The organism is Aeromonas sp. 604443 (genome assembly GCF_049170315.1).
Classification (GTDB): domain Bacteria; phylum Pseudomonadota; class Gammaproteobacteria; order Enterobacterales; family Aeromonadaceae; genus Aeromonas; species Aeromonas veronii_A.
Genome location: NZ_JAAKMI010000012.1, coordinates 29,477 through 48,844, shown reverse-complemented (window position 1 = coordinate 48,844; position 19,368 = coordinate 29,477). Strand labels below are relative to the sequence as shown.

The following is a 19,368-nucleotide window of genomic DNA, read 5'->3' as shown; positions in this document are numbered from 1 at the left end:
AGGCTGCCGCACACACCGGCTGCACCAATAGCAAAAGCCCCGTGATGGGGCTTTTGCTTTTGAACTCGGTGAGCAGAAGACCTTGGACACCCATCTTTTGGGTTCGGGCTATGCTACGCCTTGCTCAAAAAGGTGGGAGTCCCAGATTTGTTGTTACCATTTTCGGTGACTGATATAGCTATTATTCCTTTGGACTTCCATCCACAATTGAGCGAATCACCAACCTAAGAATCATCCACCAAGCGTAAATAGTATGTATTGATGCTGAGGTATTATCATCCAACAATCCATGGGCCACTTCATTGCGCAAATTAAATCCAAGCGCATCTGTAAAAACACTCTTTATCTCAAAGGTTAAATCTTCTCCGAATAATTTAAGAGCTTCTTGCAGGTCCATTAGTGTGCTCAATCCATTCTCATTTTCAATGCCTTCTCTATCAATATTAGTTGTATGGGCTCCCGCTTCCTTTAGCTGTGATCGCACAATATGTTCGACTTGCGGACACAGTAAGTGAATTGCTGCGCCAAATTCGTACTCAAAACCTAGCCAAAGCGCATATCCCAATAGCTCCTCTCGATTTTGTGGAACTATAGGCGAGTGGTGACAAGCGGCCACCATGAGCTCTTTTGTAAACCTATGCTCCATAAGCAAATGTCTCAACGCGGGTAATACTTGACCTTCAACAACAAGCTGAATTTCAATAGAAAACTGTTGCTGAATTTGCCTGTGGAGTGCTGCTTGATTAGCTGGGTCATCTTCACCTGCACTCAAATTCATAGCCGGGGTTTTAGCAATAACACGCCCATCGCTGCTCATGTGGCTCGATCCAAATAAGCTACCAAACACGCTTTTCTGCATTATTTCTTTCGCGCTGTCACTAAGAGTTTTGTATCTGGGGCCGCTAAATAGACCCGTGAAATACATTAGCGCTTCTTCAGCATTTCTCTTGCCAGTAACATGCTCAATAGACTGCTTCGCCATGTCGGAAATATCAATTCCCGGGGTTTTTACCACACCCATTTCTTCTAGGGAGGCTTTTCCTGAAGTTGCCATTTTGTGGCGAATAGCTATTATCTTTTCTTCGACGCAATAAGTATCTCGATGCTTAGTCGGAATGCGACGATATGCTTGTATAGCATTTTCATAGAAGGAGTTTGCAACCATATTGCTCCCGCTAGATCGAGAATCTGCCTCTAGTTCGAAACATTCAGCTATCGCAATTAGGGACCCCAGCCATCCATTCTCATCAGAGCATTGCTGGTACTTCTTTGAAGCCAACTCAAAGTACGACCTGGCAGAATGGAAGTCACCATCTTTCAGTAAGTCATTTGCCTTTCCATGAAGTGTGGACGCTATATTTTCTTTAAAATCGCCATCAATGTTGAGATTATCCAATAAGTCCGCTATCCAAAACGTCATAAATTTACTTCTTGGATATTCAGAACAAAATGCGGAAAATAGCTGACTCTTGATCGTGCTCAAGCGATCAAAGTCTCTGACTTGCATACATAGTCTCGCGGCACGTTCCCAGCAGTTCTTTACATCCCGATGCCAGGTTTCATCATCTAGCGGTTGGGAAATATATGAATCAATTGCCGCCTTCGCATGTCCTGGGTTTTTCGGTTTTCTTAACAGCCATAGCAGATCAGCGAGTCGTGCTTTCAACCATGGCTCATTGACATCATTGAGGATTGCCTCAAAAAACATCAACTCTTCTTCGGTAAAGTCATCAGGTAATGCTGACCGACGCCCTGCCTGAAAGTCTTGAATGTAGGCTTTGAAGGGTTCATTTATACTTCTCGGTGCCAACATCATTGATGCCGATCGTGCTAGCAGATCGAGCGTTTTGGAATGCTCTATCTTTCCCTGTTCCAACATTTCCTTTGAATGCTTCTGCAGACAACTCATAACCGAAGAGTACCCATAGCGGTCATCTGGGGGGACGTCATAAGTCCAGTTGCACTCCAGAAATATATCTCGAGTTAAACCTAAGGAATTTTCCATATTTACCTTCTTACTTGGAGAGTCACGTAATCGCATAACGTCTGACATAACCGGCAGACAAAAAGCGCAGCTTTTTGGATGTCCGGTTGATGGAAAAGTTAAGAGTCATTTGTTGTACTTCGGATTAAGTGCGGAAATTAAAATCGCCTCAATACCAATTATTAGTATTTTTGACTTGGTCTCGATCGATATCGCCCTAATGTTACTGTCGGTGAGCAATGCTTTGAATTCTTCGAACGATTTGCCTTCGGTTTCGCAGAAATTCTTTCTGAAGGTGCCTCCAGTATCGTTTTCGGTGTAGTGTTGCTTTATTCTGGTTTTCAAGTCCTGTTTGTGTGCTTCGCCAACATACAGAACATCATTTGTTGACTTGCTTTGAAAGACATAAACGCCAAATTTACCAGCCATTTCCTGAAGGCAAGAATAGTCATTTTGTCCTTGGCAAAACGGAGCGGCTGCGTTGGTGATATGAATAACGTCAAACATGCTGTTGGTTGCCATGCTTTACACGCGCTCCCAGTATCCACAGTCTTTGCAAACAACAACTTTCTTTTCGTTTTTTTCTGATTCGGTCAGCCACTCAAATATTGCCTTAACGGCGGCAGCAATTGCTGCGAGCAATCCAATTACTACCTCTGGGCTTACTGCGCCTGCGGTTGCGGTGAAAATCCGAGAATCTCCCGAAGCCTCTGCAAGATCCTTGGCTTTCACCACCTCAGTGTTTCGGCTACCGCATTTGTTGCATGCAACGCTCATTAGTGACTCCTAACAGTGATTAGATGGAAGGCGGCACTAATCCGTTAGCAGAGTATTCCATATAACTCCGTAACATTTTCACTGCCGCCAAGTAAAAATAATCATTAAATCATAACGTCATCAGCTTTCTTCGCATGCTGGGCGTATTCGCTTGACTTCCTCTTTTTGCGCCACCGTCACTACTGTATAAAAAAATCAGTGCTCAGCGCACTCTTGGCAAGCGCCGCCAGATCACGCCTGCGTGAGCAGGTCAGAAATAAAAATGGGGCCGTCACCATGTTGAGTGGGTCGTAGGCAACTCTCGCTTATCCATTCCATCCGGCATGGCTACCGCCCCTGAATTTCAGCCTCCAGTCTGCTGCGTTTAAGCAACGGGGTGTAGCTGGCATGGCTCATGGGGTGGCTCCAACGAGGTGTGTGTTGCCAATCGGGTATATTAGCGGTGGGCAGGCGGAGGGAAAGGGCCAGATGGCCGATTTCTGATCTGGATCGACTAATTGGTCAATAACGACTGATCTGGTGTGCAGATGGGACGGGTGCTGCCATTGGTGAGGAAAAGCGTTAGTGGGGAAAAGAGTGAGTGGGTAAAGCTGTAGCGGGTAAAAAACAAGAAGCCCCTGAACGGGGCTTCTCTTTGCTGGCCATGCCGCCACTGTGAACGGCTTGGGTGAGCGACTTGCTGGCGCGTTGACCGGGCGCCAGAGCGGGCTGGTGCGGGCCTACTCTGCGGCCTTGTTGAGCCACTCCACCTTGTACTGGGCGCCTGCACCCTGTGCCAGCTTGGCGCACAGCGGTTTGAGGAAGGCTTCAATCTGCTCGTCCAGCATCCAGGGCGGGCTGATGATCAGCATGCCTGAGCCGTTCATGCCCCAGTCGGCAGTCTGACCGGCCACTTCCAGCTCGGCCACCAGCACGTTGCCGAAGTTTTCGCGCTTGATGGCGCGCAGCATGTCGCGGGATTTGTCCGCCTCCTGCCCGAGGATCGGATACCAGAGGGCGTAGATGCCGGTTGCCCAGCGTTTCTGCGCCTTTTTCAGGGTATCGACCACGGCGAAGTAATCTTCTTTGAGCTCATAGGGCGGGTCGATCAGCACCAGCCCGCGGCGCGGAGTGGGCGGCAGCAGGGCGATCAGCCCCTCGAAGCCGTCACGGTGGTGGACGGCGACGCGAGGGTCGTAACCCATGTTGGCGCGCAGGTCTTCGACCTCGTTGTTGTGCAGCTCCATCAGCGCCAGCTTGTCCTGCTCGCGGGTGAGGCGGCGGGAGAGCTCCGGCGAGCCGGGGTAGTAGTGCAGCTCGCCGTTCTGGTTCATCTCTTCGATGACGCCGAGATAGGGGGCCATGGCAGACCACTGGGCCCGCTCGTCCCACAGGCGGCCGATGCCGTCGGCATACTCGGCCTTCTTCTGGGACCAGTCGCCGCGCAGGTCGTAGAGACCGCCACCGGCATGGGTGTCCAGCACGATGAAGGGTTTCTCCTTCTTCTTGAGGGACTCGATGATCAGGGCCTGAACGGCGTGTTTCAGCACGTCGGCATGGTTGCCGGCGTGAAAGGCGTGGCGGTAGCTCAGCATATTAGATCTCTGAGGGGGCCCTGCTGGGCACCCAGTAACGATAGATAGTTCAACAAATTGCGGCTGTTGCCGCGAAACAGGGAGAGGCTGCGCAGGGTCTGCAACAGGACGCCCTGTTGCAGCCGCTCCAGCTCCAGCTCGTGGGCCAGCATCGACTGATACTGCTGCTCGTCGAGTCGCGTCTTGGCGCTCTGGCGCAGGGCGCGCCACGGGGTCAGCACCGCTTCGGTCTGCACCAGCGCCGGTTGCAGGTCGGTGAGATCGACCACGATGTCGAGTTGATCGAGCCGGTGCAGCAGCAGCGCCAGATTGACGTTGCCCCCCTGCTCCTGCACGGTGAGCCAATCCTGGCTGCGCTCACCATAGACCTTGCCGCTCCAGTGCCAGAAGCCAATCGGCGTCGGCAGTTCGTGGACCGCGACCCGCTCGCTGGCCATCAGCTGTTCGTCACGCAAAGAAGGCTTGCTCCATGGTTTCCAGCTCTTCGGAGAGGCTCATCCACTCCAGCTCCACCTCTTCCAGCTGCTCCTTGAGGGGGCCCTGGGATTTGAGCAGTTCGGAGAGCTTGGTTTTAGCGCTCTCTTCGTAGATGGCGGTGTCGGCCAGCTGGCTCTCGATGTCGGCCAGCTTGCCTTGCAGCTTCTCCATGCTCGCTTCGAGTTTTTCCAGCTTCTGGCGCAGGGGACGGGTTTGCTGGCGAAACTCCGCCTCGCGCCGCTTCTGATCCTTGCGCGCCACAGCCGAGTTGGCAGAGACGGGGCCATCCGCCGGTTTGGCGTTGGCCTCTTTCTCCTGCTCGCCGAGCCACTTGTGGTAATCGTCCAGATCGCCGTCGAACGGCTCGACCCGGCCACCGTGTACCAGATAGAAGTCGTCGGTGGTGGTGCGCAGCAGGTGACGGTCGTGGGAGACCACTACCATGGCCCCTTCGAAGCCTTGCAGCGCCATGGTGAGGGCGTGGCGCATCTCCAGATCCAGGTGGTTGGTCGGTTCATCGAGCAGCAAGAGGTTGGGCTTTTGCCAGGTGATCAGCGCCAGCACCAGCCGCGCTTTTTCGCCGCCGGAGAAGGGCGCCACCTTGTCGAGCGCCTTGTCACCGTGAAAACCGAAGCTGCCCAGATAGTTGCGCAGCTCCTGCTCGGTCTTGTCCGGCGCGAGGCGGGCCAGATGATCGAGCGGGGAATCATCGAGACGCAGGGTCTCCAGCTGATGCTGGGCGAAGTAGCCGATGCTCACCCCGGCGCTCACTTCGAGCTTGCCAGAGAGCGGCGGGTTGGAGCCCGACAGCATCTTGATAAAGGTCGACTTACCGGCGCCGTTGCGACCGAGCAGACCGATGCGCGAACCCGGTACCAGATTGAGTTTGATCTTCTCCAGGATCACCTTGTCGCCGTAACCGGCAGAGAGGTTCTCCATGGCGATGAGCGGGGTCGGCAGGGCCGACGGCTCGCGAAACTCGAAGCTGAATTCCGAGTCGGCGTGGGCGGGCAGGATCTTCTCCATCCGCTCCATCGCTTTCAGGCGGCTCTGGGCCTGACGGGCCTTGGAGGCCTTGTAGCGGAAGCGGTCCACATACGCCTGCATGTGGGACATCTCCCGCTGCTGCTTCTCGTACATGGACTGCTGCTGGGCCAGCTGTTCGGCGCGCTGCAGTTCGAAGTCGGAGTAGCCGCCGGTGTATTCGTTGAGCTTGCCGTTCTCGATATGGATGATGCGGCTGATGACCGAGTCGAGGAAATCGCGGTCGTGAGAGATAAGCACCAGCGTGCCCTGATAGCCCTTGAGCCACTTCTCCAGCCAGATGACGGCGTCGAGATCTAGGTGGTTGGTCGGTTCATCGAGCAGCAGCAGATCGGAGCGGCAGAGCAGCGCCTGAGCGAGGTTCAGACGCATGCGCCAGCCACCGGAGAAGCTGCGAACCGGCGAGCTCAGCTGCTCATCGCTGAAACCGAGGCCGTGCAGCAGTTCGGCGGCGCGGGCGCGAATGCTGTAGGCGCCAATGGTATCGAGGCGACCGTGCAGCTCGGCTACCAGCAGACCATTGTCATCCTGTTCGGCCTGTACCAGCTGGGCTTCCAGCGAGCGGAACTCCTTGTCGCCGTCGATCACATACTCGAGCGCGGAGCAGTCGAGCGCCGGGGTCTCCTGCGCCACGCCTGCGATCTGCCAGCCAGCGGGCAGGCTGAAGGTGCCGCTGTCGATGGCCAGCTCGCCCCGTACCAGTGCAAAAAAGGTGGACTTGCCACAGCCGTTTTTGCCCACCAGACCCACTTTGTGGCCGGGGTGAATGGTGGCGGAGGCGTTGTCCAGCAGCTTGCGGCCGCCGCGGATCAGTTCGATTTGACTGGCAACTATCATGGGTGGGATCTGCTTGCTCAAAATGGAGGAGAAAAACTGGCGCGGATCTTACGTGAAATGACGCTGATTTGCACTGTAGCGAAGGGCTGGCTACTGGCTGGCACTGCAAAAACATGCCATAACAGAGAAACCAGTTTGGTTACGGGAGGTTAGCATGCATATCAGGGATATTATGACGACCCGGGTCGCCACCGTTTCAATGGATGATCGACTCCGAGTCATCAGGGATATCTTCGAGCAGGCACACTTTCGCCACCTGCTGGTGCTGGAAGAGGAGGAGCTGGTGGGGGTCATCTCGGATCGGGATCTGTTCCGCGCCATCAGCCCCTATCTCGACTCCGAAGCCGAGATGAGCCGCGATACCGAAACCCTCAACAAGCGGGCCCACCAGATCATGAGTCGTCAGCTCGTCACCATCGCTCCCCATCTCACCGTGCGCGACGGCGTCAAGCTGATGCTGGAGAAGGGGGTCTCCTGCCTGCCGGTGCTGGAGAATGGCGCCCTGGTCGGCATCATCAGCTGGAAGGATTTTCTCAAGGCGGCGCTGGAGAGTGATGCACTGGGCTGAGCCCGGGGACTTAACAGTCATCTGTCACCGTATCTGCTTGTGCCCGTCCTTGAGGGCCATAAGGGTACACGAAATGAATAGAGGGGAGCCAAGGCTCCCCTCTCTCTATGTGGTGGCTGGTGGCGCAGGTAAGTGCACCCCCTGCTGCTTCATCATGACTCCGGGGGCCCCTTGGCCAGGCTGGATGGGCCACTGCCGGAGAGGTGCGGCTGCAAGTGGGTGCGGATCTCCTGCAGAGTACGCTGGTACTGCTGGGCATGTTGATCCAGAAACGCAGGGCTGTGCTTGAGGCGCCGCTCCAGGGTATCGACCAGCAGCGCTACCTTAGGGGCAGCCATGCCCGTCGGCCAGCTGTGTTGCAGCAGTTCCAGCAATTGCCAGGCATCGCCGGGCAGGGCAGGGAACTCCTCCAGCAACTGCAAGCCGGCCTGCAGAGCCAGTTGATAATCACCTTTTTGTATCCCCTGATGGCGGGTCTGGCGCAAGCTGGTCAGGCGCTGCTCCCGCGTCGTCAACCGTTGGCCCAGTTCCGTTAGCAGATGGTGAAACAGTTTACGGGTCAGTGGGTGGGGCGCGACACGGTCACGGTAGTGTGCCAGTTGGGCGAGATAACGCTGGGCATGATGGGGCAGGCCACAAAACTGACAGACGGCAAAGCCCAACAACAGGGTGAGATGGTTCTCGCTCGCCTGGTTGGGTTGATGGTGGGCGATCAGGATCAACGCCTCGTCGAAGCAGTAATCCAGTCCCTGCATCAGTGCTTGCAGCAGCTCGTACTCCTGGGGAGGCAGGTTCACTGTTCGCTGCAGGTGGGTCCACTCCTGTTTCAGGGAGCGGATCCGGTTGCTGGACGGTGCATGCCACAGTACCGCCAGCATGGCATTGATCATGAAGTGGTCGATGGCCAACCGGACGCGCAGCTCACTGAAATAGTGAAGATTCAGGGTGCTGGCTTGTTCCAGTACCTTCCTCTCGTCTTGCTGTAACAGTCCCAGAATCATGGCCAGCTGATGCCAGCGTGGTTGATGAGGGCGGACTTGCTGCAGCTGCACCATGGTCTCCCAGGCTGCCTGCCACTGATGTTGGTGCAGCTGGCTGGCGAGTTGCAGCTCCAGTCGGGTGGCGGTCGGCAATATGGCCTGATGACGCTGCAAGTCAGTTTCGGCACTCTGCAGTTTGCCCAATCCCAACATGGCGTAAAACAGTCCGACCCTTGGCCAGCTTGCCCGATACTCGTTGGCGCAGAGGGCATAATGCTGAGCGGCAGTGAGCTGTTCGCTGGATTGCAGCAGCAGGTAGCCCTTGAACCGATCCAGCCAGGGGGCAAGGGGGCGGTTGTCCCGTTGATAGAGCAGGTCTTCACAGAGTGCGGTCGCCAGTTTCCACTCCCGCAGCAGGGCCGGAGGGGCGAGGGTGTGGGTCATTTTGCTCAGTTGTGCCAACTGCTTGAGCACAGTCGTGAGCTCTCCTGCCATGAAGGGGAGTGGCAGATGGAGGGAGAAGTAGAGGTCCGAGGGGAGAAAATCCTGCTCGTTCTGGTCCGCATCCAGCAACAACAGGACGCAGGCGGGTTGCAGCAGGCCGAGGTAGTGTGCCTCATGCAGCAGGCGGGCGCCGTCATGGCCCAGTTTTCTATTTTGCTGGCAGACAATGGCATCGAATGGCTGTTGTTGCAGCAGGGTGAGCAGACCGCTGCGTTCCTGACCCGGATGGCTGTGGTGGTGGATCCGTTCAGCAGGAATACCCTGTTCGGTCAGTTCTCTGGTGATGGCGCTACGGAGCAGGGGATCCTCTTCGAGCAGCAGTATCGTCATGCACGCGTCCTTTCAATACTCCACGAGTAGATCAGAGTAGACCCAAGAGGAACATAGCGACAACTCTGCGGAGGGAGGAAAAGTGACAGTAGTCAGCGCGGGAAGGGAGAGGGCACTATAGGTGGTTACCGGGAGCCATGTACCCCGGTGAGAAAGACACACTCTGTTTGACGGATCAGGTGTGAACCACTCCCTAGTTTCCCTTGCCAGCTGACTTCGAGCTTGCCGAGGCGGCCCAGATGGCGCAGCTCGAACTCGTAGCGCTGGCAGAGGTTGTCCTGGGGTAGGCTCGCCATCCCCGCTGGCAGTCGGTATTGATAGCGCAGGATTGGCCCATCCTCCAGCTTGCTGGTCATCGGTACCAGCCCCTCTGGTGTGGGCTGCGGCGCCCCGAGCGCACGGCGCAAACTGAGCGGCGCATCGATCGCCTTTTGATAGTGCAGGCCGTTCATCGCCGCCAGCTCCTCTTCCAGTCGTTGCAACTCCCCTTCCAGTCCATTGAGCGCGGCCCCCAGCTGTTGGTGGGTCGTTGACGAGGCGCAGCCACCCAACAACAGGGTGGCAAGCAGCAGGGCGGCTCTGATGGGGGGCACGGCATCTCCTTGGCAATGACGATGAAGCGTGAAGGTCAGGTCGGTTGGCCCTGACTATAGCAGGGGATTGCTGGGGGGCGTCCCCTGCAGCAGTTGCGCCAGACGGGCCAGCCCTTCGCCGACTCGGGCGTCGGTGGCGGGTTGGCTCAGGCTCAGGCGCACCCCTTGCGGAGCGGCAAACTGACCGGCAGCGAAGTGTTCCCCGCTCGCCACGCCAACGTCAAGGGCGTCGGCGGCGGCAGCAAACTGCTGGCTGCGCCAAGGCTCAGGCAGCGGTAGCCAGGCGTGCATGCTGCCAGGCTGCCAGCGGGCGGCAGGCAGCAGGTGGCGCAGCAGTTCGCCACGGCGTTTGAGGATCTCACGCTGCTGCTCGACCAGCGGCATGATCTGGCGCTGACTGACCATTTTGCAGGCGAGCTCGATCAGCAGCGGGCTCACCATCCAGCTCGACAGCCGCATGGTCTGGGCGAAGGCGCTGCGCAGGGCAGGGGGCGTCAGCACGAAGCCCACCCGCAGGCCGCCGCAGGCGATCTTGGCCAGACTGCCCAGATAGATGACCCGCTCCGGCGCCAGATTGACCAGAGGGATCACCGGTTGCTGGGGCAACAGGCCGTTGACGTCATCTTCGATGATCAGCAGATCGTGGTTACGGGCGATGGCGACGATTGCCTCCCGTCGCGCCAGACTCATGATGGCGGTGGTGGGGTTTTGCAGGGTCGGGGTGAGGTAGAGCAGCTTGGCCCGGCGGGTACGGCAGGCGGCGTCCAGCGCCTCGGGCAGCAGCCCCTCCTCGTCCATCGCCAGCCCCACCACCTGATTCTTCAGCTGGCGGGCATTGCCCAGCATACCGGGGTAGCTCAGCCCCTCGCACAGGATGGTTTCCCCCACGCAGCCGGTCGCCAGCAGCGCCAGCATGATGCCGTGCTGGGCGCCGTGGCTGAACAGCAGGCGATCCTCACTACAGGCCACCCCTTGCTCCGCCAGCCAGTTGACGAACTGCTGGCGCTGATCCGGTCGTCCCGCCTCCTTGTCGTAGCCGAGCAGGGCGTTGAGATCCCCGTCTGCCACTTCCCCCAGCATGGGGCGAATGATGGCCGCCCGATCCAGCTGTACCGGCAGGTTCTGCCACAGCTCGATGCGGTGCCCCTCCTCCTGGCGGATCACCCACTCATTGGCGGGATCCGTGTTCGCTCCCTTGACCCAGGTGCCGTGGCCCACCCGGGCGGCCAGCAGGCCGCGTCGCTCCGCCTCGCTGTAGGCGCGGGTGACGGTGCCGACGGTGACACCCAGACGATCCGCCAGGGATCTGTGGGTAGGCAATCGGGTCTGCGGTGGCAGCTCGCCATTCACGATCCCCTGTTCGATCGCTTTGACCAGCTTGAGGTAGAGGGGGCCATCGAAGGCCGCAAGGTCGGGCGTCCAGATTGTCATGGTGACAATAAATCCATTGATCCAAATTCATTGTCAATATAGCGTGAATTTCAACCTGATAACAACCAAATAGCACATATTGTATCGATACAATGTGGCAGGCAAGGAGTCACAATATGACGATGGAGTGGTATGTCACCCTGTTCGGTTTTGCCGTACTCACCTGCGGTACGCCGGGGCCCAACAACCTGATGCTGACGGCCTCCGGCGCCAACTTCGGGGTGCGTCGCACTCTGCCACATCTGCTCGGGGTGGGGCTGGGGCAGCCGGTGTTGCAACTGGTGCTGGCGCTGGGGCTTTATCCGCTGTTCGAGCGCTGGCCCCTGCTACGGCTCGGTTTGCAGATCTTCGGCAGCCTCTATCTGCTGTGGTTGGCGTGGCGTATCGCGGTGGTCGGGGCGCCGGGGGATCCGGCCCGTAGGGCCCGTCCGCTGACCATGCTGGAGGGGCTGGGCTTTCAGTTCCTAAACCCCAAGGCGTGGATGATGGGGATCTCCGCCATCAGTCTGTTCAGCCTGCCCGGCGCCAGTTACTGGTCGAGTCAGCTGGCGGTGATGGTCATGTTTGTGCTGGTGGCCCTGCCGGTCTGCTTTGTCTGGGTACTGTTCGGCCATCAGCTGAGCAACTGGATCAGCTCGGATCGGGGCTGGCGGCGACTCAACGGTTCTCTCGGTCTGCTGACGGCGCTCTGCGTGGTGATGCTCTGGTATTGAGCCGTGCTGCGCTGATGGGGGAGGTGGCCGAGAAAGAGGCATTTCTGACTTGTCGCCAAGGGGTTGGCTCTGCATATTAGAAGGCTTTCCCCATAACGGGGGCGTTGTATCGACAAGAGGTTGAGATGGATCTGAACTGGTTACTGCCCCTGGCGGGGTTTGCCCTGGTTACCTGCGGCACGCCGGGGCCCAACAATATGTTGCTCACCAGCGCCGGGGCGGCGCAGGGTTTTCGCCGCACGATTCCCCTGCTGGTTGGGGTGGTCGGGGGGATCAATCTGATGATCCTCGCTACCGCGCTGGGGCTTGGCGTGGTGTTCGAGAAGGTGCCGCTGCTGCACGACGGCCTCAAGCTTATCGGTTCGGCGTATCTGCTCTGGCTGGCGTGGAAGGTGGCGACCGCCAGCGGCCCGGCCGAGGGCAACCGGCCGCTCATTCCCGCCCATCAGGGGGCCATGCTGCAACTGCTCAACCCCAAGGCGTGGATGATGGCGCTCTCCGCCATCAGCGGTTTCACTCTGGCGGGGGAGGCTTACTGGCCCTCCGCGCTCTGGGTGTTGGTGATCTTCTTTATTACCGGCCTCTACACAGGGGCGTTCTGGGTGCTTTTTGGTGCCCAGGTGCGGCAAATCATTCGCACCGCCCAGGGTTGGCGGCGTTTCAATCTGGGCATGGGGCTGGCGACGGCCGCCTGTGTCGGGATGATCTGGATTTAGCCCGGGGTTGACCCGGGCCTTTACCGGCTGTCTTGTTGGCCCTGCGGGGCCTTTTTTATCTCGCCCGCGTGACCTTGCCTGCAAGGTTGCGTGGTTCTGCCCTCCCTTGGGATGAAAGGAGTTCATATGAAATGTATCGGTCTGCTGGGTGGCATGAGCTGGGAGTCCACCGTCAGTTATTATCAGGCGCTCAATCGCGGGGTGCGGGCACAGCTCGGTGGTTTGCACTCGGCGCGGGTGCTGCTCAATAGCGTCGACTTTGCCGGTATCGAGCGGTTGCAGCATGCCGGTGACTGGCCCGCTACCGCCCGTCAGCTGGCGGCGGAGGCGCGCAAGTTGCAGGATGGCGGCGCCGATTTCTTGCTGATCGGCACCAACACCATGCACAAGGTCGCCCCCGAGATTGAGGCGGCCATCGATATCCCGCTGCTCCATATCGCCGATGCTACCGCGGCCAAATTGCAGGCGGACGGGATAACCCGGGTCGGCCTGCTCGGCACTCGCTTCACCATGGAGCAGGATTTTTACAAGGGGCGCTTGCAGGAGCGCTTCGGGTTGGCGGTGCTGGTACCCGATGAGGCCGGGCGGGAGCGGGTACACAGGATCATCTATGACGAGCTCTGTCTGGGGGAGAGCCGTGAATCATCGCGGGCCGAGTATCTGGCGATTATCGAGGGGCTGGCGGCCGCGGGTGCCGAGGCGGTGATCCTCGGTTGTACCGAGATTGCCCTGCTGGTGGGGGATGCCCGGGCGGCGGTGCCGCTCTACGACACCACTGCCATCCATGCCGAAGCGGCGGTCGCGCTGGCACTGGCAGCTGATTAATAAACTGGTCAGATCTCACTATTAATGCTTGTCTCATACCCCTTGCCATAAAAGCGTGTAAAATTGCGCCCTGAATTTTCCCCGGCCAACGCGGGTTGGCTGCGGTTTCCTAGCATGCAAGGCTGACATTGTGACTGAAGTAGATAGATTCGCGGATATTCGCCCCTACCGCGATGAAGAAGTGCCGGCAGCCATCGAACGGCTGATCCAGGATGATGAATTTATCGGCGCCATCGCCAAGTATCGTTTCGGTTCCCTGATGAGCTGGCTGGGTTGGGCCATCCGCCCGATGATCCGCCTGTTCCTGCGCCGCAAATGGTCAAAAGTGACCACAGTGCATCAGGTCCAGATGGGGGTCACCCGGTACATGTCCCGCATGATCGCCACCTCCACCAAGGGGGTGACCTTCTCCGGGATCGAGCATCTTAAGAAAGAGCAGGGCTATCTGTTTGTCTCCAACCACAGAGACATCGCTATGGATCCGGCGTTCGTCAACTGGGGGCTGCACACCCACGGTTTCGATACCGTGCGCATCGCCATCGGTGACAACCTGCTGCGCAAACCCTGTGCCACCGAGCTGATGAAGCTCAACAAGAGCTTTATCGTCAAACGCTCCGCCAAGGGGCCGCGGGAGATGATGAAGGCGCTCGGCGAGCTGTCTGCCTATATTGGCAACTCGGTCCACGAAGGTCACTCCATCTGGATTGCCCAGAAGGAAGGGCGCGCCAAGAATGGCGATGACAAGACAGATCCGGCCATCCTCAAGATGTTCTACGTCGACGGCAAGAAGCAGAAGATCGACTTCGTCGACTACATGCGCAGCCTCAATATCGTGCCGGTCAGCATCAGCTACGAGCTGGACCCTACCGACAAGGCGAAGGCGCGCGAGCTCTACGAGAAGTCGGTCAACGGCAGCTACGAGAAGGGCGAGTTCGAGGATATCGAGAGTATCGTCGCCGGTATCGTCGGCATGAAGGGGCGGGTACACGTCTCCTTCGGCGCGCCGATCACCGAGGGCTTCAGCGATCCGGACGAACTGGCCGCGCTGATCGACAAGGCGATCTGGAGCAGTTACCACCTATTCCCCAGCAACTATCTGGCGGCCGATGTTTCCGGCAAGGCCAATACCATCGAACAGGCGGCCTTCCTGACCCGTCAGTCAGAGGTGCCGGAAGAGCACAAGGCGATCTGGCGGGCCATGTACGCCAAACCGGTGGAAAACGCCAAAAAGGCTTGAATGAAACCGGTTGTTAAACGGTTTTGCGAAAAAAACGGGCGCTGATGCGCCCGTTTTTGCGTCTGGTCAAAGTCGAGGGGGAAAGGGTGGTGAATAATATGGTTTCAGCTGGTACGATCACTATGAAAATGGGATTATGTCTCTTGGCAAGGTGCTGACGAGTGTGTAACAGTGCCCATATAGCTGAACATGAGCAAAAGCTCTAAACCGGTTTGCACGGATTGCAGACGGCATTATTGAAGGACCTGTCACAGGTCCTTTTTCATTGGCTGGCAAAGATGCCGCTCAGATATACCTAACAGGAAACAGACGCCATGATCACCGGTAGCCTGAACACCCTGCAGCGGACGCCGCTGCCCGCCCCGCTGGCCCATATCATGGCCGAGGTGGTGAAGAGCGTGGCTCACTGGGGTGACGCTCCGCTCGGCAAGACCGAGATCGATGGTCTCAACCTGTTCTGTCTGGTGAGCGAAGATCTGACCGAGCCAGCCGCGGATCGCCGTGGCGAATTCCATCAGCAGTATCTCGATATCCAGTTGCTGCTGCGCGGTGAAGAGTGGATTGGTGTGGGCCCCCACGACTATGTGAGCGACGGCGCCGACCATCCCCATCCCGACCTCTGGTTTGTCGATGACGAGCAGACCAGCTATCTGGCGCTGCAACCTGGCGATTTCGCCATCTTCTGGCCGGGCGAGCTGCACCGCCCGCTCTGTACCTTCAACCAGCCCGCCAAGGTGAAGAAGCTGGTGGTCAAGGTACACAAGGATCTGTTGGCTATCGCCTGAGCATTCCCATTGAGGCGAGCCCTGCGCAGCTGATGCGTTGAGACTCGCAAGCATTGAAACCAGTGATACGCACCACAAGTTGCGATCACTCTTTCAAGAGCAAGAATTGAAACCAGTGATACGCACCACAGGTTGCGATGACTCTTTCAAGAGCAAGAATTGAAAAATTGGACGCACCCTCCTGCGACCATAAGCCCCCGGCAGGGGAATCCCATCCTCTTTTGGATGACACGACACTGTCGGCATAAAGCCGAAGCACAGGAAGATGTAGAAAATGAGCAAGTTGGTATTGATCCTTAACTGCGGTAGCTCTTCCCTGAAATTTGCCGTAATGGACGCCGAAACAGGTGAGGACATGCTGTCCGGCCTGGCCGAATGCTTCAATCTGGATGATGCACGTATCAAATGGAAACTCCACGGGGTCAAGGGCGAAGCCATGCTGGGAGCGGGTGCCGCTCACCAGGAGGCCCTCGACCATATCGTGGGTCACATCCTGCCGCAGGATCCGACTCTTGCCGAGCAACTGGTGGCCATCGGTCACCGAATCGTACACGGTGGCGAGCAGTTCTCCCGCTCCGTGCGCATTGATGACGGCGTGATCGCCGGTATCGAAGCCGCCATTCCGTTCGCCCCGCTGCACAACCCGGCCCACCTCATCGGTATTCGCGCCGCGCTGAAAGTGTTCCCGCAGCTGTCCGAGAAGAACGTGGCCGTGTTCGACACCGCCTTCCACCAGACTCTGCCGCAAGAGGCATACCTGTATGCGCTGCCGCACAAGCTCTACCGCGAACACGGCATCCGTCGTTACGGTGCCCACGGTACTTCTCACCGCTACATCGCGGAAGAAGCCGCAAAAGAGCTGGGCAAGCCGTTGAATGAACTGAACATCATCAACTGCCACCTGGGTAACGGTGCCTCTGTCTGCGCCATCAAGAACGGCGAATCCGTTGACACCTCCATGGGTCTGACTCCTCTGGAAGGTCTGGCGATGGGTACCCGCTCCGGTGATATCGATCCGGCCGTGGTCTTCTTCATGCACGACCAGCTCGGTTACAGCGTTGAGCAGATCAACTACACCCTGACCCGTGAGTCCGGTCTGTTGGGGATGACCGAAGCGAGCAGCGATTGCCGCTACGTCACCACCAACTACGCCACCGACGCCGGTGCCAAGCGCGCGCTGGATGTCTTCACCTACCGTGTGGCCAAGTATGTCGGTGCCTACGCCGCTGCGATGGACGGTCGTCTGGACGCCGTGGTCTTCACCGGCGGTATCGGTGAGAACGCCGCCATGGTGCGCGAGATGGTGCTGAACCGCCTGGCTCTGTTCGGCTTCAAGGTGGACAAAGAGGCCAACAACGCCGCGGTACTGGGTGGCGAAGGTCGCATCACCACCGCCGACAGCCGTTGCGCCATGGTGATCCCGACCAACGAAGAGCTGGTCATCGCTCGCGATGCCCTGAGCCTGGTCTGCTAAGTCAGCCTCGCTTTGAAACAACGCCCGGCCTGTGCCGGGCGTTGTCATTTCTGGCGTACGCCGATTTGACATGGGGGAGGGGAGCGGTACCCTGACCACCACTGTTTTTGCAGCCAGCGGGCTGCCCGGTTCGGGAGAGAGCAATGAAAGAGGCGTTTTTTAACTGGTTGTCGGGCCTTGGGGTGGAGGTGACCAGCCTGATGGCGCTGGTGATCGCACTGGGCTTTATCGTCATCACCTCGTTGCTGCTGCACATGGCGCTGCACCGGGTACTGCTGGTCCGGCTGGTGGGGATCCTCGGCAAGGCCAAGCAGGTGTGGCTGCCGCCCCAGCTGCAACAGCGCCTCTTCAACCGGCTCGCCTTTGTGCTGCAGGGGGCCGTGCTGCTCGGTCAGGCGGAGATCTGGCTACCCCGCCAATCGGATAGCCTCAAGCTTATCGAGATGGTGGCCCAGCTCTGGATTTTGCTGTTCCTGCTGCTGGCCTTCTTCGCCCTGCTCGACTGCCTGTTGTCGGTGAGCCGTTACACCCGCCTTGGCCGGGATTTGCCCCTGCGCGGCATCTTCCAGGGGGCCAAGTTGGTAGGCAGCATTCTGGTGGGCATCCTGATGATCGCCCTGCTGCTCGGCAAGTCGCCGCTGTTCCTGTTCAGCGGTCTGGGTGCCATGACCGCAGTGCTGATGCTGGTATTCAAGGACCCCATCCTCGGGCTGGTGGCGGGGATTCAGCTCTCCGCCAACCGGATGCTGAGTGTCGGTGACTGGCTGCAGATGGACAAGTATGGCGCCGATGGTGAGGTGACCGACATCGGGCTTACCACGGTCAAGGTGTCGAACTGGGACAAGACCATCACCACTATTCCCACCTATGCCCTGATCTCCGACTCTTTCAAGAACTGGCAGGGGATGACCGAGTCGGGCGGCCGCCGCATCAAGCGCAGCGTCAATATCGACATGACCAGTGTGCGTTTTCTGACGGCCGAGGAGCAGTTGCAGCTCAAGCAGGCCCAACTGCTGGCACCCTATCTGAGCCGCAAGGAGCAGGAGCTGAGTGCCTACAACCAGCAGCTGAGCGATGCCCTGAGCTGCCCCATCAACGGTCGTCACCTCACCAACCTCGGCACCCTGCGCGCCTATCTGGATGCCTACCTGCGTGCCCACCCCGGTATTCGCAAGGACATGACCCTGATGGTGCGCCAGCTGGCACCCACGTCAGACGGTCTGCCGCTGGAAATTTACTGCTTTACCGCGACAACGGCATGGGCCGATTACGAAGGGATCCAGGCCGATATTTTCGACCATATCTTCGCCATCATTGAGCAATTTCATCTGCGGTTGCACCAATCTCCCACAGGTTACGATATGCGTGCCTGGCAACGGGGATAAACAGGGAAACCGGGCGGGTCGGGGACGTGGAAAAAACCGCATATTAATCATCGACCCGTCGCCACTTGTCAGTTGAAATTTGCCGTGCAGAGGAGAAAAATGGCGGCCTTCTCTTCGCGCCCCTGATCCCCTCTTGATCAGCTGCCAGCCCAGAGACGTCACTTCAAGTCATCATCATGGGAAAGTTATGAAGCTCCTTCGCAATAGTGTGGCAACACTCTGCTACAGCCTGCTGCTGACCGCTGCGCCGGTTTTCGCTGTTGAATATGCTCTGCCTGCGGCCAACAGCCGTCTGGTAGGGGAAAATCTGGAATATGTGGTTCCGGCCGAAGAGAACGGCCAGCCGCTGGAGGCCATTGCGGCCAAATTCCAGCTGGGGCTCACCAACATGACCGAAGCCAACCCCGATGCGGATCCCCTGCTGGTTCAGACCGGCGAGAAGCTGGTGATCCCCCAGCAACTGATCCTGCCGGATGCACCCCGTGAAGGGATCGTGCTGAACGTGGCCGAGATGCGACTCTACTACTACCCCAAGGGTAAAAAAGTGGTGGAAGTGCTGCCCATCGGCATCGGCCAGCTCGGCACCGATACTCCGGAAAACTGGGTGACCAGCGTGCAGCGCAAGAAAGCGGGCCCGACCTGGACCCCGACCGCCAAGATGCATGCCGAATACGCCGCCCGTGGCGAGAGCCTGCCTGCGGTATGGCCAGCCGGCCCGGACAACCCTATGGGTCTGTTTGCCCTCTACATCGGCAAGATGTACGCCATCCACGGTACCAACGCCAACTTCGGCATCGGCCTGCGGGTGAGCCACGGCTGTGTGCGTCTGCGCAACGACGACATCGCCTATCTGTTCAAGCAGGTACCGGTCGGTACCCGCGTCCAGTTCGTCAACCAGCCGATCAAGGCCTCTCTCGAGCCCAACGGCGTCCGCTATCTGGAAGTGCATCAGCCGCTGTCGCGCAGCGAAGAAGAGTTCAACTCCAAGCTGCCGGCACCGCTGCCGATGACTCCGGCGGTGACCCGCTTCATTGCCCACGCCGACAGCGACTCCCAACTGGTGAAGCAGGCGCTGGAGCAGCGCAACGGCATGCCGATGGCGATCAACCGCTAACGGCAAATCCCCGTCATGAA

18 protein-coding genes are annotated in these 19,368 nt (G+C 58.3%); 9 read left to right on the top strand and 9 right to left on the bottom strand.

The genetic code is table 11. The features are described 5' to 3' along the window. Positions 1 to 181: 181 nt before the first annotated feature. From G5380_RS15605 to G5380_RS15580, 6 genes are all read right to left on the bottom strand, one after another. A complete protein-coding gene (locus G5380_RS15605) occupies positions 182 to 2,005 on the bottom strand; it encodes a DUF4209 domain-containing protein (RefSeq protein ID WP_421352885.1) in 1,824 nt (607 codons plus the stop codon). A gap of 105 nt (positions 2,006 to 2,110) precedes the next feature. Continuing rightward, positions 2,111 to 2,506 carry a GIY-YIG nuclease family protein gene (locus G5380_RS15600; protein WP_421352884.1) on the bottom strand — a complete coding sequence of 132 codons (396 nt, stop codon included), beginning with the start codon at positions 2,504 to 2,506 and terminating at the stop codon, positions 2,111 to 2,113. Positions 2,507 to 2,509: 3 nt separating this feature from the next. Beyond that, on the bottom strand, positions 2,510 to 2,761 hold the full coding sequence (locus G5380_RS15595; protein ID WP_421352883.1) for a hypothetical protein: 252 nt from the start codon (positions 2,759 to 2,761) through the stop codon (positions 2,510 to 2,512). Positions 2,762 to 3,480: 719 nt separating this feature from the next. After that, positions 3,481 to 4,335, bottom strand: a complete 855-nt coding sequence (locus G5380_RS15590; RefSeq protein WP_236351583.1) for a 23S rRNA (adenine(2030)-N(6))-methyltransferase RlmJ — start codon at positions 4,333 to 4,335, stop codon at positions 3,481 to 3,483. Further along, on the bottom strand, positions 4,329 to 4,790 hold the full coding sequence (locus G5380_RS15585) for a DUF2390 domain-containing protein (RefSeq protein ID WP_421324741.1): 462 nt from the start codon (positions 4,788 to 4,790) through the stop codon (positions 4,329 to 4,331). The genes G5380_RS15590 and G5380_RS15585 overlap by 7 nt, the downstream gene beginning before the upstream one ends. Further along, a complete protein-coding gene (locus tag G5380_RS15580) occupies positions 4,783 to 6,693 on the bottom strand; it encodes an ABC transporter ATP-binding protein (RefSeq protein WP_319919637.1) in 1,911 nt (636 codons plus the stop codon). The genes G5380_RS15585 and G5380_RS15580 overlap by 8 nt, the downstream gene beginning before the upstream one ends. Positions 6,694 to 6,847: 154 nt before the next feature. On the opposite strand from G5380_RS15580, the gene G5380_RS15575 reads away from it, so the two are divergent. After that, positions 6,848 to 7,261 (top strand): CBS domain-containing protein, encoded by a 414-nt coding sequence (locus G5380_RS15575; RefSeq protein ID WP_227341361.1) that lies wholly within the window; start codon positions 6,848 to 6,850, stop codon positions 7,259 to 7,261. Between the two features lie 152 nt (positions 7,262 to 7,413). Here G5380_RS15575 and G5380_RS15570 read toward each other — a convergent pair whose 3' ends face one another. The 3 genes from G5380_RS15570 to G5380_RS15560 form a co-directional block, all read right to left on the bottom strand. Beyond that, positions 7,414 to 9,075 carry a hypothetical protein gene (locus G5380_RS15570; RefSeq protein WP_216952011.1) on the bottom strand — a complete coding sequence of 554 codons (1,662 nt, stop codon included), beginning with the start codon at positions 9,073 to 9,075 and terminating at the stop codon, positions 7,414 to 7,416. A gap of 125 nt (positions 9,076 to 9,200) precedes the next feature. Beyond that, positions 9,201 to 9,668: a hypothetical protein gene (locus G5380_RS15565; RefSeq protein ID WP_421249983.1), complete on the bottom strand. Its 468-nt coding sequence runs from the start codon at positions 9,666 to 9,668 to the stop codon at positions 9,201 to 9,203. Between the two features lie 54 nt (positions 9,669 to 9,722). Then, the gene (locus G5380_RS15560) at positions 9,723 to 11,099 is read right to left on the bottom strand and encodes a PLP-dependent aminotransferase family protein (RefSeq protein WP_421209667.1); all 1,377 of its coding nucleotides are present in this window, start codon (positions 11,097 to 11,099) and stop codon (positions 9,723 to 9,725) included. A 116-nt stretch (positions 11,100 to 11,215) separates the two neighbouring features. Between G5380_RS15560 and G5380_RS15555 the strand changes: the two genes are divergently transcribed. The 8 genes from G5380_RS15555 (at position 11,216) to G5380_RS15520 (ending at position 19,348) form a co-directional block, all read left to right on the top strand. After that, positions 11,216 to 11,812 carry a LysE family translocator gene (locus G5380_RS15555; RefSeq protein ID WP_421352882.1) on the top strand — a complete coding sequence of 199 codons (597 nt, stop codon included), beginning with the start codon at positions 11,216 to 11,218 and terminating at the stop codon, positions 11,810 to 11,812. 125 nt (positions 11,813 to 11,937) lie between these two features. Continuing rightward, positions 11,938 to 12,528, top strand: coding sequence for a LysE family translocator (locus G5380_RS15550; protein WP_124928593.1), 591 nt, complete (start codon positions 11,938 to 11,940; stop codon positions 12,526 to 12,528). A gap of 126 nt (positions 12,529 to 12,654) precedes the next feature. Further along, entirely contained in the window at positions 12,655 to 13,353 is a 699-nt protein-coding gene (locus G5380_RS15545; protein WP_421209670.1) for an aspartate/glutamate racemase family protein, read from the top strand. A gap of 130 nt (positions 13,354 to 13,483) precedes the next feature. After that, positions 13,484 to 14,590, top strand: a complete 1,107-nt coding sequence (locus G5380_RS15540) for a 1-acyl-sn-glycerol-3-phosphate acyltransferase (protein ID WP_005362790.1) — start codon at positions 13,484 to 13,486, stop codon at positions 14,588 to 14,590. A 314-nt stretch (positions 14,591 to 14,904) separates the two neighbouring features. After that, positions 14,905 to 15,375, top strand: a complete 471-nt coding sequence (locus G5380_RS15535) for a YhcH/YjgK/YiaL family protein (RefSeq protein ID WP_124928596.1) — start codon at positions 14,905 to 14,907, stop codon at positions 15,373 to 15,375. 274 nt (positions 15,376 to 15,649) lie between these two features. Continuing rightward, a complete protein-coding gene (locus tag G5380_RS15530; protein ID WP_421352881.1) occupies positions 15,650 to 16,849 on the top strand; it encodes an acetate kinase in 1,200 nt (399 codons plus the stop codon). Positions 16,850 to 16,992: 143 nt separating this feature from the next. After that, a complete protein-coding gene (locus tag G5380_RS15525; protein ID WP_005335524.1) occupies positions 16,993 to 18,234 on the top strand; it encodes a mechanosensitive ion channel family protein in 1,242 nt (413 codons plus the stop codon). A 187-nt stretch (positions 18,235 to 18,421) separates the two neighbouring features. Continuing rightward, the gene (locus tag G5380_RS15520; RefSeq protein ID WP_005354531.1) at positions 18,422 to 19,348 is read left to right on the top strand and encodes a L,D-transpeptidase family protein; all 927 of its coding nucleotides are present in this window, start codon (positions 18,422 to 18,424) and stop codon (positions 19,346 to 19,348) included. Positions 19,349 to 19,368: the final 20 nt, after the last annotated feature.

Excerpts from the sequence above, each read along its gene's own strand:
- G5380_RS15605 (WP_421352885.1), bottom strand. The coding sequence starts at position 2,005 with ATGGAAAATTCCTTAGGTTTAACTCGAGATATATTTCTGGAGTGCAAC.
- G5380_RS15600 (WP_421352884.1), bottom strand. The coding sequence starts at position 2,506 with ATGGCAACCAACAGCATGTTTGACGTTATTCATATCACCAACGCAGCC.
- G5380_RS15595 (WP_421352883.1), bottom strand. The coding sequence starts at position 2,761 with ATGAGCGTTGCATGCAACAAATGCGGTAGCCGAAACACTGAGGTGGTG.
- G5380_RS15590 (WP_236351583.1), bottom strand. The coding sequence starts at position 4,335 with ATGCTGAGCTACCGCCACGCCTTTCACGCCGGCAACCATGCCGACGTG.
- G5380_RS15580 (WP_319919637.1), bottom strand. The coding sequence starts at position 6,693 with ATGATAGTTGCCAGTCAAATCGAACTGATCCGCGGCGGCCGCAAGCTG.
- G5380_RS15575 (WP_227341361.1), top strand. The coding sequence starts at position 6,848 with ATGCATATCAGGGATATTATGACGACCCGGGTCGCCACCGTTTCAATG.
- G5380_RS15570 (WP_216952011.1), bottom strand. The coding sequence starts at position 9,075 with ATGACGATACTGCTGCTCGAAGAGGATCCCCTGCTCCGTAGCGCCATC.
- G5380_RS15560 (WP_421209667.1), bottom strand. The coding sequence starts at position 11,099 with ATGACAATCTGGACGCCCGACCTTGCGGCCTTCGATGGCCCCCTCTAC.
- G5380_RS15555 (WP_421352882.1), top strand. The coding sequence starts at position 11,216 with ATGACGATGGAGTGGTATGTCACCCTGTTCGGTTTTGCCGTACTCACC.
- G5380_RS15550 (WP_124928593.1), top strand. The coding sequence starts at position 11,938 with ATGGATCTGAACTGGTTACTGCCCCTGGCGGGGTTTGCCCTGGTTACC.
- G5380_RS15545 (WP_421209670.1), top strand. The coding sequence starts at position 12,655 with ATGAAATGTATCGGTCTGCTGGGTGGCATGAGCTGGGAGTCCACCGTC.
- G5380_RS15535 (WP_124928596.1), top strand. The coding sequence starts at position 14,905 with ATGATCACCGGTAGCCTGAACACCCTGCAGCGGACGCCGCTGCCCGCC.
- G5380_RS15530 (WP_421352881.1), top strand. The coding sequence starts at position 15,650 with ATGAGCAAGTTGGTATTGATCCTTAACTGCGGTAGCTCTTCCCTGAAA.
- G5380_RS15525 (WP_005335524.1), top strand. The coding sequence starts at position 16,993 with ATGAAAGAGGCGTTTTTTAACTGGTTGTCGGGCCTTGGGGTGGAGGTG.
- G5380_RS15520 (WP_005354531.1), top strand. The coding sequence starts at position 18,422 with ATGAAGCTCCTTCGCAATAGTGTGGCAACACTCTGCTACAGCCTGCTG.